The 14,323-nt window shown below is 71.7% G+C and carries 14 protein-coding genes and 1 tRNA gene; 7 read left to right on the forward strand and 8 right to left on the reverse strand.

Going from position 1 to position 14,323, the window contains the following annotated elements:
- Positions 1-167: 167 nt before the first annotated feature.
- Positions 168-1,667 (reverse strand): MFS transporter, encoded by a 1,500-nt coding sequence (locus BS80_RS28805; RefSeq protein ID WP_051967318.1) that lies wholly within the window; start codon positions 1,665-1,667, stop codon positions 168-170.
- 364 nt (positions 1,668-2,031) lie between these two features.
- On the opposite strand from BS80_RS28805, the gene BS80_RS28810 reads away from it, so the two are divergent.
- The 4 genes from BS80_RS28810 to BS80_RS41190 all read left to right on the forward strand — a co-directional run bounded on the left by BS80_RS28810 (position 2,032) and on the right by BS80_RS41190 (position 5,895).
- Positions 2,032-2,433: a nuclear transport factor 2 family protein gene (locus BS80_RS28810; protein WP_035803569.1), complete on the forward strand. Its 402-nt coding sequence runs from the start codon at positions 2,032-2,034 to the stop codon at positions 2,431-2,433.
- A gap of 88 nt (positions 2,434-2,521) precedes the next feature.
- Positions 2,522-4,972: an alpha/beta fold hydrolase gene (locus tag BS80_RS43145; protein WP_051967319.1), complete on the forward strand. Its 2,451-nt coding sequence runs from the start codon at positions 2,522-2,524 to the stop codon at positions 4,970-4,972.
- A gap of 83 nt (positions 4,973-5,055) precedes the next feature.
- Positions 5,056-5,616 carry a nitroreductase family protein gene (locus BS80_RS28820; RefSeq protein WP_051967320.1) on the forward strand — a complete coding sequence of 187 codons (561 nt, stop codon included), beginning with the start codon at positions 5,056-5,058 and terminating at the stop codon, positions 5,614-5,616.
- A 190-nt stretch (positions 5,617-5,806) separates the two neighbouring features.
- Positions 5,807-5,895, forward strand: a tRNA-Gln gene (locus BS80_RS41190).
- Here BS80_RS41190 and BS80_RS28825 read toward each other — a convergent pair.
- The 6 genes from BS80_RS28825 to BS80_RS41200 all read right to left on the reverse strand — a co-directional run bounded on the left by BS80_RS28825 (position 5,861) and on the right by BS80_RS41200 (position 9,295).
- Complete coding sequence (locus tag BS80_RS28825) at positions 5,861-6,127, reverse strand: hypothetical protein (protein ID WP_063772097.1); 267 nt, start codon at positions 6,125-6,127, stop codon at positions 5,861-5,863. The two genes, BS80_RS41190 and BS80_RS28825, sit on opposite strands and share 35 nt — an antisense overlap.
- Positions 6,124-6,261 (reverse strand): hypothetical protein, encoded by a 138-nt coding sequence (locus tag BS80_RS41195; protein WP_157536655.1) that lies wholly within the window; start codon positions 6,259-6,261, stop codon positions 6,124-6,126. Before BS80_RS41195 ends, BS80_RS28825 begins: the two co-directional genes overlap by 4 nt.
- A complete protein-coding gene (locus BS80_RS28830; RefSeq protein ID WP_051967321.1) occupies positions 6,258-6,818 on the reverse strand; it encodes a hypothetical protein in 561 nt (186 codons plus the stop codon). The genes BS80_RS41195 and BS80_RS28830 overlap by 4 nt, the downstream gene beginning before the upstream one ends.
- Complete coding sequence (locus BS80_RS28835; RefSeq protein ID WP_083975484.1) at positions 6,815-8,158, reverse strand: molybdopterin-dependent oxidoreductase; 1,344 nt, start codon at positions 8,156-8,158, stop codon at positions 6,815-6,817. Before BS80_RS28835 ends, BS80_RS28830 begins: the two co-directional genes overlap by 4 nt.
- Before the next feature lie 335 nt (positions 8,159-8,493).
- A complete protein-coding gene (locus BS80_RS28840; RefSeq protein ID WP_035791728.1) occupies positions 8,494-8,799 on the reverse strand; it encodes a DUF4193 domain-containing protein in 306 nt (101 codons plus the stop codon).
- Between the two features lie 343 nt (positions 8,800-9,142).
- The gene (locus BS80_RS41200) at positions 9,143-9,295 is read right to left on the reverse strand and encodes a hypothetical protein (RefSeq protein ID WP_157536656.1); all 153 of its coding nucleotides are present in this window, start codon (positions 9,293-9,295) and stop codon (positions 9,143-9,145) included.
- 319 nt (positions 9,296-9,614) lie between these two features.
- Between BS80_RS41200 and BS80_RS28845 the strand changes: the two genes are divergently transcribed.
- Both BS80_RS28845 and BS80_RS28850 read left to right on the forward strand, forming a co-directional pair.
- A complete protein-coding gene (locus BS80_RS28845; protein ID WP_035803571.1) occupies positions 9,615-10,364 on the forward strand; it encodes an SDR family oxidoreductase in 750 nt (249 codons plus the stop codon).
- Between the two features lie 183 nt (positions 10,365-10,547).
- Entirely contained in the window at positions 10,548-11,639 is a 1,092-nt protein-coding gene (locus tag BS80_RS28850) for a vWA domain-containing protein (protein ID WP_035803573.1), read from the forward strand.
- Positions 11,640-11,687: 48 nt separating this feature from the next.
- Here BS80_RS28850 and BS80_RS28855 read toward each other — a convergent pair whose 3' ends face one another.
- Positions 11,688-12,902 carry a Dyp-type peroxidase gene (locus BS80_RS28855; RefSeq protein WP_063772098.1) on the reverse strand — a complete coding sequence of 405 codons (1,215 nt, stop codon included), beginning with the start codon at positions 12,900-12,902 and terminating at the stop codon, positions 11,688-11,690.
- A 53-nt stretch (positions 12,903-12,955) separates the two neighbouring features.
- On the opposite strand from BS80_RS28855, the gene BS80_RS28860 reads away from it, so the two are divergent.
- Positions 12,956-14,314, forward strand: coding sequence for a right-handed parallel beta-helix repeat-containing protein (locus tag BS80_RS28860; RefSeq protein WP_232246682.1), 1,359 nt, complete (start codon positions 12,956-12,958; stop codon positions 14,312-14,314).
- Positions 14,315-14,323 lie beyond the last annotated feature (9 nt).

Raw genomic sequence — 14,323 nt, forward strand, 5'->3', positions numbered from 1 at the left:
GTTGCGCGCGGGGGCCGGGGTCCGGGACCCCGGCCGTGCCGGGTTGGTTCGGCGCGAACCGGTCCGGGCCATGCCTGGCGGTGCCGTGGCGGGCCCGGACCGGTCCGTGCCGGTCGGGTGGGCTCGGTCCGTTGCCGGGGTCCGTGCGGGTGGTGCGGGGTGCCTGGTTACTTCGAGCCGGCGGGCGCGGGCGCGGCTGCGGCGGCCGGTGCGGCGGCGGGGCTGCGCAGGAAGCAGGCGACCAGGACGGCGACCGCCAGGACGAGCAGTCCGTCGACGAGGATCGCCAGGTTGATGCCGCCCAGGGTCGCGGCCTTCACGGTGTCGCCGGCGCTCAGGGAGTGGATCCGGGCGGTGGCGACGGCGCTCATGATCGGGATGCCGATGGTGATGCTGACCTGCTGGGTGAGGGTGGTGATACCGGTGGCCAGGCCCTGCTCCTCGTTCGGCAGTCCGGAGGTCGCGGTGACCATGAACCCGACGATCGCCACGACGTGGCCGTAGCTGCTGATGAACGCGGCGACCAGGACGGGCAGCAGCCAGGAGCGGCTGTCGCCGGCGAAGTAGAGCGTCCCCACCGCGATGGCCTGAACGGTCAGGCCGGCCACCAGGGTGCCGCGGCTGCCGTGCAGCAGGCCGATCCAGCGCGGCGCGGTGACGCCGCCCAGGAAGGCGCCGACGCCCAGGACCCCGAAGATCAGGCCGGTGGTCATGGGGGAGTAGCCCAGGACCTCCTGGAGGTAGAGAGTCAACAGGAAGATCATCGAGGTGAAGCCGATGAAGGTGACGACGCCGCCCAGGTTGCCCCAGCTGACGGTGCGCAGGCGCAGGATCCGAAGCGGGGCCAGGGGCTGGGGGGAGCGCAGTTCCACCAGGCCGAAGACGACCAGCAGCAGGACGCCGGCGGCCAGCGAGATCAGGGTGGTGCTGTTGCCCCAACCCTTGGAGCCGGCGCAGGAGATGCCGTAGACGAGGGCGATCAGGCCGGCGCTGACGGTGACCGCGCCGGGGACGTCGAGCTTGGTGGTGGTCGCCGGGGCGCGGTTCTCGCGCAGCAGCATGGGGGCGACGACCAGCAGCAGGATGCCGATCGGCACGTTGATGAGGAAGCCCCAGCGCCAGCTGAGCGTGTCGGTCAGCAGGCCGCCGACCACCGCGCCGAAGGTGAAGCCGGCCGAGAGCATCGCGCCGTTGAGGCCCAATGCCCGGTCGCGCAGCGGTCCTTCGGGGAAGGAGGTGGTGAGCAGCGCCAGGCCTGCGGGGGTGACCATCGCGGTGGCCAGGCCCTGGGCGACGCGCGCCACCAGCAGCAGGGCGGCGGAGTCGACGAGACCGCCGAAGAGCGAGGCGACGGTGAGCAGTGCCAGGCCGGCCAGGAAGACCTTGCGAGCGCCGACCATGTCCGCGATCCGCCCGAACAGCAGGCTGAAGCCCGCGGCGGTGAGTGCGAACGCGGTGGCGATCCACTGCAGGTTCTCCTGGGCGAAGCCCAGTTGGCGTCCGATCACGGGGACGGCCACATTCATAATCGAGAAGTCCACCGCGAGTGTGAACTGGGCACCCAGGAGCAGGATCAGGACGAACGTCTGACGGCGCGTCATCACTGAGGGTGCCGGGGCCGCCTCGACCACGGGCGGCGCGGGGGCCTGCCTGTCGACAGTTGACATGGTAAAGACCTTTCACTTCTGACGGTTGATCCCGAGTCACATCCGGTTCGGGCAACAGCATCTGCCCGCCCCGACGCCGCCAGCCAGTACCCGCCTCTTCATACGCCGCCGCTTCATACCCGGCCGCTTCATATCCCGCGCGTTCCTATCCCTGGCAGGGGCACGCTGCGAGGCCCCGAACTGCCTTGATCGGCTGCTACGTTGAGTCAACCGCCCCGCAGCGGTGCCCGCTTCCGGTGAACCCGCCCGGCCGCATCACGCAGCAGCCGCCCTTCCCCGCCCGGCCGTCTGCCCGTCCCGCACGTCTGCTCGTCCCGCCCGTCCTGCCTTTCACATCGCGCTGTCCACAAGGGAGTCGCACATCATGAGCTCAGCAACGCGTACCGTCGTCGAGGACTTCTTCCGCCATGTGGGCGCCGGCGAGCTGGAGGACGCCCTCGCCCTGCTGGCCGAGCCGCTGGACTGGTTCACCCCCGGTGACACCACCCTCATCCCGTGGATGGGCCGGCGCACCACCAGGGACGAGGTCCGCTTCTTCTTCCAGGCCGCCGGGGAGCACATGACCCCGCAGTCCTTCGAGGTCCACCGTGTGGTCGTCGAGGACGACGCGGCCATCGCGCTGGGCCACTTCAAGTACGTCGTCGACGCCACGGGCAAGGCCTTCGCGTCCGACTTCGCCCTCGAACTGCGGGTCACGGACGGCCTGATCGACCGCTACCGGATGCACGAGGACAGCTACACCATCGCGCTGGCCTTCCAGCCGTGACGGCCCCCGCCGCCCGCACCGCCACCCCCGCACCACCACCGCCCGTCGCGGTGCCCGCCTGCGGATCCGGACCCGAAAGGAGATCCCTGTGTTCACCGACCACGCATGCGACGTCCTGATCGTCGGCGCCGGCCCCACCGGCCTGACCGCCGCCTGCGAACTGCTGCGCCGCGGCGTGCGGGTGCGCCTGATCGACGCCGCGCCCGCCCCCAGCGTCCATTCCAAGGCCATGCTGGTGTGGCCCCGCACCATCGACATCCTGGAGGACCTGGGACTGTCCGACGCCGTCTCCGAAGTCGCCGTCAAGCTGCGCCAGATGACCTACTTCTCGGAGAACCGCCCGGTCACCCGGATGCGGATGACCGAGGACATGGCGCCGTTCTGCCTGCCCCAGCGCCACACCGAGGAGATCCTCGCCGACGGCCTCAAGGGCCTGGGCGGCACCGTCGAGCGCGGGGTGCGGCTGCTGAGCCTGCAGGGCGTGGACTTCTCCGGCGCCATCCGCCCCGACGGCCACGTCACCGCCACCCTGGAGCACCCCGACGGGACGCTGGAGCGCTTCGCCGCGCCGTGGGTGATCGGCGCGGACGGCGCCGCCAGCACCGTGCGCACCCAGCTCGGCATCGCCTACGAGGGCGCCACCTACGACAACCGCTTCCTGATCACGGACGCCCGCATCGCGGACAACCCGCTGGAGAGCGACGAGATCTACTACCACCAGTCCCGCATCGGGGTGCTGGCCATCGTCCCCCAGCCCTACGGCCTGTACCGGTTCTTCACCAACGCCCCGCCCGAGCTGGAGGAGGGCACGCTGGCCGACATGCAGCGCCTGGTCGACCTGCGCGGCCCTGGTGGCCTGCGCCTGGTGGAGCCCGACTGGGTCACCACCTTCCGGGTGCACCGCCGTCGCGCCGCCTCCTTCCAGCTCAGCCGGGTCTTCATCGCCGGGGACGCCGCCCACGCCCACAGCCCGATGGGCGGCCAGGGCCTGAACACCGGCATCCAGGACGCCCAGAACATCGCCTGGAAGCTGGCCTCGGTCATCCGCGGCGAGGCCCGTACCCGGCTGCTGGAGGACTACACCCTGGAGCGCGCGGCCGTCGCCGACGCCGTCGTGCGCGACACCGACCTGCAGACCCGCGCCGCGATGTGGAACCGCACCGGCCAGATCGCCCTGCGCGACGCGGCCATGCGCACCCTGGACCGCACCCGCGTCCTGGACCGCTACTACGTGCCCGTCGCGGCCGGCCGCCGCTGGGTGTACGGCCGCTCCGACTCCGCCGGGCGTGAACTGCCCGGCCACTGGTGCGGCGTCAAGTCCCTGCTGCGCCGCGAGGCCAAGCAGGGCGCCTCGGTGCCGCGCGCGCTGGCCCTGGCGCTGGGCCTGGCCGGCCCCGAGGCCGACCCCAGCCCGTACACCGTCCTGCTCACCCCCGCCGCCACCGACCGCGCCGGCGACCTCACCCGGGCCGTCACCCAGCTCCTGGGCCCGTGGTCGCGCCAGGTGCGGGTGGTCAACGCCGGTGCGCTGGGCAGCCTGAGCGCCAAACGCAACGAGCAGCTGCTGCACCGCGCCCACAAGGAGCTGCACTGCCGGCGCGCCGGGTTCTACCTGGTGCGCCCCGACGGGCACATCGTGCTGCACGGCCACGCCGAGGACCTGCGCGCCCTGCACGACGAGGTCGACCGGATGCTCGTGCCCGCCGACCCCGCCCCCCTCGACCGGACCGACGCCCTCAACCGCACCACCCCCCTGGAGGAAGACATGCCCGCGTCCAGCCAGTACGTCCCGTTCGCCCACGTGGTGGGCCACGGCCCGCACAAGGTCGTCGTCCTGCACTCGCTGTTCGGCGGCCACGAGTCCTTCGAGACCTGGTGGCCCTACCTGGACCAGGCCTCGTTCAGCTACGCGTTCATGGACGCGCGCGGCTTCAGCAAGGCCGCCGACGTGGCCGGCACCTACAGCACCGACGAGATCGCCTCCGACGTCCTGACCCTGGCCGACAGCCTGGGCTGGGAGCGGTTCTCGCTGATCGGCCACTCGCTGGGCGGCATGCCCATCCAGCAGGTCTACCTCAAGGCCCCGCACCGGGTGGCCAAGCTGGTGGGTCTCAACCCCGTGCCGGCCACCGGCATGCCCATCCCCGACGAGGACTTCCCGCTGTTCGCCGACGCCGCCCACCAGCGCGACAACCGCCGGATCATCATCGACCTGACCACCGGCCACAAGCTGACCCCCACCTTCGTGGACGCCTGGGCCACCCGCTCGATGGAGGCGGTCGGCGCTGTCCCCTTCCGCGGCTACCTCGACTCCTTCCGTACCACCGACTTCGCCGCCCGCATCACCGGCGCCGACGTCCCGGCGCTGGTCGTCGTCGGAGAGAACGACCCGGCAGTCACCGCCGAGGCGATGAACGCCACCTGGATGCAGCACTACCCGGCCGGCGAGCTGGAGGTCATCGGCAACGCCGGCCACTACGCGATGGTCGAGACGCCCGTCGCGCTGGCCACCGTCGTGGAGCGCTTCCTCGCCAAGTGAGGCCCGCGCACAACCCCCTTCCCGGACGCCGGTGCCCCCTGCGGGCCCCGGCGTCCGGCCCCACCCAGGGACAGGTGAACACCATGACCGGCAGCAAGACCCTCACGGTCGCCCAGGCCATCCGCGCCTACCGCACCGGGCACGACCTGCGCTCCGCTCCCGTCCCCCGCGAGCTGTTGGACGAGCTCCTGGACCTGGCCAACCTCGCCCCCACCCGCTGGGACTTCAAGAGCCGCTCCATCGTGGCCGTCACCGCCACCGCGGAACTGGAGGACCTCGCCTGGGCCTGTGAGGGCCAGCCCAGCCGGCCCCCGGCGGTCCTGGTCTTCTCCGCCGACCTGCAGGCCCTGCAGGACGGACAGGACGACGCGCGGGCGCCCGCCACCGACAGCTCCGCCTGGGCCACCGAGTCCGTCACCATCTTCAGCATGCTGCGCGAGTACGCCGTCAAGGACGCCATGGTCGCCGCCGGCTTCGCGATGCTCGCCGCCACCGGCCTCGGCCTGAGCTCGGCCCCGCTCACCGGCTGGGACGAGGAGAAGGTCAAGGAGATCATCGGCATCGGCGACCGGCGCGACGTCACGGTCGTCCTGCTGCTCTCGGTCGGCTACCCGGGCCACGACCCGGACCACCACGACCGCTGACCGCCCGCGCACCTCCGGTCGCCGAGCCCGGACGCGAGCACCGCGCGCCCGGGCTCCGATCGGGCGGCGCCGGTAGGTGTCAGGGTGGCGTCAGGGGTCGGTCAGGGTGGTGGTGGATAGTCATGGGTGTCGGAAGGGCCGCGGAGTTCGGGGCCGGTCCGATGAAGTACCGCCTCGGTAGGCGGTGCTGGGAGAGGTGCCCGGAGTGGTTGATCGGGGGCCGGGGCTCTGGTTCCGGTCGGGTTCACGCCCACGCAGGTTCGAATCCTGCCTTCTCCGCTGGGCTGGTCTGATCAGCTGACGCGGTCACCTCCTGCGCTTCGCGGCCACGGCGCAGCGACAGCGCCAGCAGCACCGCGACGGCGGCGGGAGGCAGCCACCAGGCGTTGATCCCGCCCCGGACCAGGCCGGCGGTGGCCGCCGGCGCCACCACCACGCCGAGGGCGACGCGCCAGTCGTCGCCGACGACGAAGTCGTACCAGAACGCGGCGAAGGAGCGGAACCAGGTCATCGCGGGGCCACCGTCCCCTGGACGGCGGAGCCCCAGTGCCGGCTGGTGCCCGCGGCCAGCACGATGGTCAGCGCCTCGACGGCTTCCACCACGCAGGCCAGGAAGACGGCGAGGAACAGGATCCAGGAACTCATCGGCGAGGCCGCCGGCGGTGGTGCGGGCGGCGGTGGTGCGGGTGGCGGGGGTGGGTGCGGCGGTGTCGGCGCAGCAGCCGCGCCCCGAGCAGGAGCGCGGAGGCGGCGAAGACGCCGGCGGTGATGAGCAGCCACCGCCCGAGGTAGACGTCCTGGGAGAACCCGGTGGCGCCGGTGTAGGGCTCCGACCGGCGCAGGATGAGCGGGAACCAGACGAGCAGGAGCAGCAGCGACAGGAACACCGGCACGCGGACGTGGTTGACGAAGCCGGTCGTCGGCAGCGCCGCAGCGGTCGGGTCCGTGGGGGTCGCCGCCTCGCTCCCGTGCTGATGCCGGGCCAGCGCGGCCTGGGCGGCGAGGTCGGCCCCCGAGTAGAGCGGCACCAGCACGAGGTCGTGGAGGAGCGCGCCGCCGATGAACCAGAGGGCGACCTGCAGGGGCCTGCCGGTGAGGAGTTGGACGGCGGCGTAGCCGGCCAGCGCGAAGCAGCAGGCCATCAGCAGCAGGTGCAGCGGGTGGGCGCCGTACCAGGCGCGCAGGCGGTTCGACACGGTCATGCCCGGAAGGTGAGGTCGCGGACCCACTTGGTGTTGTTCACACCGGGGTTGGCGGGGACGATGACCCGGGCCGGGTAGCCGTGGTCCGGGGAGAGGTCGGCGCCGTTCACGTGCAGCGCCAGCAGGGAGAGCGGGTTGCTGATCTGGTTGCCTGCCAGCAGGACGGTGCTGAACGAGCCGCCGCGCTCCACCGACTCGACCAGGACGCTGCCCGGATGCGGCAGTCCGGCCAGGGCGGCGAGAGCGGCCAGGCGCAGGCCCGACCAGTGCTGGTCGTCGGTGGACCAGCCCTCCACGCACGCGATCGGCAGCGCCGCCGCGTCCTGGGGCATGGCGAGCAGCTGCTCGCGGGTGAAGGTCAGGGTGCCGGCCGGGCCGTGCAGGCGCAGGCGCCAGGCCGGCCCGATGTCGTCGGCGGTGATCCCGACCGAGGCGGCGGTCTTGTTGACCTGGAAGCCGTTCGGACCGCTCGCGAGGCTCTGTCCGTGCGGGGCGAGGAGCGCGGTGCGCCGCCACACCCCGCCGATGCTCTGACCAGCCGTCACCACCAGCAGGGCGAGTGACCCCGCACCCGTCAGCGCCAGCGCCCCGCGCCGGCTCATCGTCGCCGCCCTCGGCGAGGCCGCGACCGGACCCGCCTCGTCGGACGGCTCGGCCCGGGTGTGCGCGGTGTCGGTACGCAGCACCTCGCCCAGGCGGCGTGAGCGCAGCGCCCGCCACATCCGCGCCAGGCGCAGGACGACGTGGACCACGAACCCGGCGATGAACACCCACGCGCCGTAGAAGTGCAGGGTGTAGAAGGAGCCGGGGAAGATGTAGTGCAGCTGGATGTTGAGGATGCCGGTGGCGAACTCGAACACCACACCGCCCACCAGCAGGAGCAGCGACAGCCGCTCGACCGCGTGGGCGGGGCTGCGGGCGGGCGGCCACTCGAAGAGTTTCGGGATGACCGACCAGAGCTTGGCGAGCACCACCGGCACCAGCACCACGCCGAGGGTGACGTGCACGCCCTGGTTGAGGCGGTACAGCCAGGACGGGTGGGTGGGCCAGGTGAACAGGTAGAAGCCGAGGATCCCCTTGTCCGGCGTCTGGTCGTTCACCGCACCGAGCCCCGGGTTGTACGCGGCGTACGACAGCAGCCCGGTGACGAACAGCACGGTGATTCCCAGCAGCAGCACCAGGCCGAACACCGCGGTCAGCCACGGACTGCGGATCGGACTGCGCCAGAACCCGGGGCGAAACGGCCCCGGAGGCGCGGTACCCGCCGGCTGCGCGGCCCGCCGGCGCAGCCGGCGACCGGCGCTGCGCCATGGGTCGCCGTCGCTCTGTTCGCCCGCCATCCGAGGATCCCTTTGACCGTGAGTCGGCGCGCCGACAGCACCCGACGCGATTCGCCCTGCCGGGCGAGCGTGCCGATTCTCCAGCCCTCGTGGGTGCCGGCCGGGTAGGAGGGGCGCGTTGGTCCGCCCTGTCCGCCGGATGGCCCAGCCGACCCCACCCAGTGGCGCTCCCAAGAAGCCTGCGCGGGCCGCGATCTGACGGATCGTCGGTCCGGTGGACCGTGAACTCCGGTGCCGGCGCGCTCGGTGCGGGGCCCGGGCAGGCGGACGCCGTTGTTCGTGTCATCGCCTGCGCCCGGGCCGGGCCCCGGTGCCGGACCTGGGTGGGTCGGTGGTCAGTCGTTGGGGGAGCAGTCGCGGCAGATGGGTTGGTTGTTCTTGTCCTGTCCGGCGAGTTGGGTGCGGTGGTGGACGAGGAAGCAGGTCATGCAGGTGAACTCGTCCTGCTGGAGGGGGATGACCCGGACGGTGAGTTCTTCGCCGGAGAGGTCGGCGCCGGGGAGTTCGATGCCTTCGACGGCTTCGACGTCGAGGTCGACGGCGGAGCCGGTCTTGTCGTCGCGGCGGCCCTTGAGTTCTTCGATGCTGTCGTCGTTGGAGTCGTCGCCGGTGTTGCGTGGGGCGTCGTAGTCGGTTGCCACGGTGGTGCCTTTTCGGTGAGAAGCGGTGGGTGGGATCTGGGTGAGTCTGCCTCGTCGCCGGGCCGTCGCCACCGTGCGCTGCTCTGCTCGGATGACGTGGCTGACGACGAGGACCCCATGATCGCGGTTTTCGGGGTCAATGTGCGAACGCGGGCGCACGATGCGTCCGCGGACGGCCCCGGCAGCTGTCCCTGCCCCGGGTCCCGTCGGTGCCGATCCCGGCGCGACCCGCGCTGTCACCGGCGCCCCGGCCGGTTCGTGGCGGATCGTCAGCGGGGGAGGCGGGGGAAGCGGAAGGGGCCGTCACCGTTGTTCCGGTGACGGCCCGTCGCGCTTGCGGTGGTCATGCGGTCAGGTCGGTGAGGGCCTGGTGTGCGCGTCGGATGGTGCGCTCGGCGCGGTCCTTGAGCCGGATCGCGTGGACGATGCGGTGCTTCTCGGCCTCCCGCAGGCGCTCGTCGAGCGTGGCGCGTGCGATGTCGAGTTGGTAGGTCATGGTGAACTCCCCCTGGTCACGAGCGGTCCGTCGGCATCACCCTGATGCCGGTCCCGGAGGCCGCCCTCGTGCTTCAAATTGTACACCCAAACGCGACCAACGCCTTTCATTTTCCCTTCGAGCTGGCGAATGGCCTGTAAATCGAAGGGTTTGGGGAGTGTTGGCGCCCAGCCCGCGCGACACCGTCGTCCACCCTGACGACGGTGATCGCGTGGCAGGATCGGGCAAGCGCCTCGCAGACCGGCAAGCACGTGGTCTTCCTGCCGATCTGCCCGGCGATGGGTGACGATCCGGGTTCTGCGAGAGGGTGTGAAGGTCTGTGGCTACGCTCGCCGGTAAGGTCTGCGTGATCAACGGTGCCGCCAGTGCGATCGGCCAGGCGGTCGCCGGGCGGTTCGCGAGAGAAGGCGCCGTGGTCATCGGCGTCGACAAGGTCGAGCACTCGGTCGGGGAGCACGTGGTGCGGGCCGATCTCACCGATGAGTCCGAGGTCCAGCGGATGTACGAGGAGGTCGTCCGCCGCTACCGCCGCCTCGATGTCATCTACAACAACATGGGACTGATGGACCGTGGCGATCACTCGGCGCTCGACACCAGCCTCGACACCTGGCGCCTGGTCCACGACGCGAACCTGACCAGCATCTTCCTCGCCTGCAAGCACGGCATCCCGCACCTGCGGAACACCGAACCGGCCGGCGGCTCCGTCATCAACGCCGCGTCGTTCCTGGCCGCCGTCGGGTCGGCGACGGCTCCCATGGCGTACGCCTCCGCCAAGGCCGCCGTGGTGCAGTTGACCAGAGACCTCGGCGTTCACCTCGCGCGGAGCGGGGTCCGCGTCAACGCGGTGCTGTTCGGGCCGATCGAAACCCCCGCCCAACGAGCGGTCTTCGACCGCGATCCGGGCGCGCTGGACAAGCGGTTGGTGCACTGGCCCACCGGGCGATTCGGCACACTGGAGGAAGCCGCCGGGGCGATCGCCTTCCTCGCCGGTGATGACGCCGGCTTCATCACCGGCGCCGCGCTGCCACTCGATGGCGGTATCACCGAAGCGTTCACCGTGCCGGAGTGAAGGCTGAATGGCCGTCCGGGCCGTACTCAAGCCTTTTGACCGTCTGTCAGTACACATTCCACTGGAGCGCGAGCGGTCGGTGCCCGGGGAAGCCCAGGTCAGGGCCGACTGTCAGTGCTGCCCCCTAGTGTGGAAACAACGCTGGAGGGGACGCCGGAAAGGCGCCGAAAAAGGGGTGGAACCATGTCTGCGAACAGGATCAACCACAAGGTCAACCACGTTTCGCTCGTGGTCGACAAGTCCGGCTCGATGCGTCAGCACGAGGCGCAGTTGGTCCGCGTGGTGGACGAGTTCGTGAAGGGCCTCCAGGAGGAGTCCGACCGGCTCGGTCACGAGACCCGCATCAGCCTCTACGCCTTCGACCACGAGGTGCAGAACCTCGTCTGGGACATGGACGTCAAGCACCTGCCGTCCCTGCAGGGCCTCTACAAGGTCGACAACGGTGCGACGGCGCTGATCGAGGCGGCCGTGAAGTCCGTCGACGACCTGACGAACATCTGGGAGGGGTACGGGGAACACTCCTTCCTCCAGGTCGTCGTCACCGACGGCGAGGAGAACGCCTCCGGTTGCTCGGAGACCGGCCAGATGCACACCCGGATGAAGGGAAAGCAGGGCACCGCCGTCCTGCGCAGCTGGATGGACCGCATCCACGGCGCCATGGACAACCTGCCGGACCACTGGACCTCGGCGATCCTGGTCCCCAACTCCCTGGCCAAGCGCACCGCCCAGGAGTACGGCTTCCCCGCAGGCAACATCGCGATCTGGGACGCGGACTCCAGTCAGGGCGTCGAGGAGGCCATCGGCACCGTCAAGGCGGCTGCCACGAGCTTCCTGCGCGGCCGCGAACAGGGCGTGCGCGGTACCAGGAACCTGTTCGCCATGGGCCAGGACCTGAGCGCCGCCGACGTGACGGCCAACCTCGACGCCCTGGACAGCGGCAAGTACATCCTGGTCCCGGTCGACCAGCAGCTGCCGATCCGCGAGTTCGTCACCACCGCCGGGCACCTGTACAAGACCGGCTGCGCCTTCTACGAGCTGTCCAAGCGCGAGAAGATCCAGGGCAACAAGCAACTCGCCGTGGCGGAGAAGGACCCGGCCACCGGCCGGATGACGGGCAACGTGTTCTCGGGCCCGGCGGCCCGTCGCCTCCTCGGCCTGCCGACGTCGGAGGCGACGGTGAAGCCGGGTGACAACCCGTCGTACACCGTGTTCGTCCAGTCGACCTCCGTCAACCGGAAGCTGGTGCCGGGCACCAAGCTGCTCGTCCTCCTGTAGGCGCGAACGGCGTGCGGGTTGCTGCGGTGGTCCGGGCCTGCGACCCCGTCAGGTCCAGAGCCGGTCGCCGAGCGACCCGCCGTCGGCGGCGCCGGGCAGCACATAGGCCACGGCCGAGGCCTGGTGCTGCAGGAAGGGGGCGAGGGCGTCGCGGGTGGCCAGCCGGTCCTGGACCCGGACGAACTGGCCCGGGTCGCGCATGAAGGCGCAGAAGAGCAGACCCCGGTCGGCGGGGCCGTCGTCGTAGCTGTAACTGCGCCGGAGCATCCGCGCGCCGCCGTCCAGGCGGGGGCTGGTGAGGCGGACGTGGGCGTCGGCGGGGATGACGTAGGAGCCGTCGGGGTTCTTGGCGTAGATGTCCGGGTCGTCGTGCTCGGCCGTGCCGGTCAGCGGGACGCCGTCGCCCGCCCGGCGGCCGATCATCCGCTCGCGCCGGTCGCCGGGCAGGGCGGCGAAACCCGCGACGTCCATCCGGATCCGGCGGTAGACCAGGACGGTGCCGTTCTGGTGCGCCCCGGGCGGGCCCCAGACGAACTGCTCGTCCTGTGCCGCGTCGGGGTTGGCGGTGCCGTCCTTGAAGCCGAACAGGTTGCGCGGGGTGGTGCCGGGTGCGGTCGGGGACAGGAAGCCGGACTGGGTCCAGCGGGGCAATGCCCCGGCCGACCGCGCTGCCGTGCCGACGAGTTCGGCGACGACGGTCAGCGTCCAACGGTCGGCAGCGCACAGCTGGACCAGGAGGTCGCCGCCGCCGCGCGCCGGGTCCAGCCGGTCGCCGGGGAAGGCCGGCAGCTCGGCGAACCCGGCGGGCACGTCGAGCGAGAGCCGGGTGGCGAGCGCGGGGCCGACGCCGACCAACGAACTGAGCCGGGTCGTGCCACCGCCAGCCAGCCGAAGATCCGACGGGGCCTCGGAGCCCGCGTCGGCCAGCGTCCGGGTCAGCGCGTCGAGGACGCCGCGCAGGGTCTGCCGGCCGGCGGCGACCGTGGTCTGCGGCAGGTCGAAGGCGAGCAGCTGGGTGGCCGGCTGCTGAGAGGTCGTCACACCGGCCTGCCGGGGCCCGTGAAAGGGGACCGCCGCACCCTCGGGTGGCGGTGCGGCCGACCGCCCGTGACGGGCCGTCAACTCCTTGTGCGCCAGCTCGTCGGCGGCCGCGCCGATCCCGGCGGCCAGCACCGCGCCGGCGGCCAGCAGCGCGCCGCGCCGGCCCAGAACGGTCGCGGCGGGTGGCAGCGGATCCTGCGCGTTTTCCGGTTCGGCGGGCATAGGGCTATTGGAGACGATAGAAACCTGTCATGCAAATGCTGTGTGCTGAGCCCGTGTTGATTCGCCATCAGATCCGACCGGCGGGGCCGCGGGCGGTGGCGGCGCGGGCGGCGGTGCGCCTGTCGGTCCTGGTCGCGGCGATGGTGCTGGCGGCCGCCGGGTGCTCCTCGGCGGGTTCGGGCTCCGCGGACGCGCGGCACCCGGACGGGACGGTCCTGCGGGTGCCGCAGGAGTTCCACACGGTGCAGCAGGCGGTGGAGGTGGCCCGCCCGGGTGACACCGTGCTGATCGGCCCGGGTGTGTACCAGGAGAGCGTGCAACTCACCAAGCCCGACGTGGTGCTGCGTGGAACCGACCGGAACACGGTGGTCTTCGACGGCGGCGTGCGCCTGGTCAACGGCATCACGGTGACCGGCGCCGGCTCGGTGGTGGAGAACCTCACCGTGCACGGGTACCTGGCCAACGGCGTGCTGTTCACCGGCGTCACCGACCAGAAGCTGCAGCAGCGCGGGGCCGGCGGCTCGGCCTACAACCCGCTGGACACCGCCCGCTTCCCGGCCGTCCAGGGCTTCCGGGCGAGCCGGGTGACCTCCTACGACAACGGCCTGTACGGCATCTACGCCTTCGACGCGCACGGCGGCGTGATCGAGGACTCCTACGCCTCGGGGCAGGCCGACTCGGGCATCTACGTCGGCCAGTGCCGGCCGTGCGACACCCTGGTGCGCGGCAACACGATGGAGCACAACGCGGTCGGCATCGAGCTCACCAACGCCTCCGAGGGCCTGTCGGTGCTCGGCAACCTGGTGACCGGCAACCGGGTCGGCGTCACGGTCAACTCCAACGACCAGGAGGCGCTCGCCCCGCAGCACGGCGCGGTGATCGCGGGCAATGTGGTCGCCGACAACAACGCCGCCGACACGCCGGAACAGGCGGACGGGGGCTTCGGGATCGGCATCGGCATCGGCGGTGGTACCGGGGACCGGGTGCAGCGCAACCTGGTGCAGGGCAACACGGCGGTCGGCGTGGTCGTCACCGACCCGCCCGGGCACCCGGCGAGCGACGACCGGGTCGAGGGCAACCGGGTCACCGGCAACGGCGCCGACCTGGTGCTGGCCGCCGCCGACCCCAGCAACTGCTTCGACGGCAACCAGCCCGTCATCCAGAGCCCGGACGGCCTGGAGCACCTCGCGGCCTGCGGGGCGGGCGTCCGGGGCACCCTGCCGACGGGCCGGGCGGCCGCGGTGCAGGCGCCGCCCGGAGTGCCGTTCAGCCAGGTGCCGGCGCCGCCCGCGCAGCCGTCGATGCCGGACGCGACGGTCCCGGCCGTGCCGGCGACCGGGCTGCCGGGGACCGTGGATCCGGACGCCTATCCGCTCCCGACGGACGCCACAGCCGTGCCGCGGGCACGCTGACCGGTCGTC

The sequence above is a fragment of the Kitasatospora mediocidica KCTC 9733 genome (genome assembly GCF_000744225.1).
GTDB classification, from domain to species: Bacteria; Actinomycetota; Actinomycetes; order Streptomycetales; family Streptomycetaceae; genus Kitasatospora; species Kitasatospora mediocidica.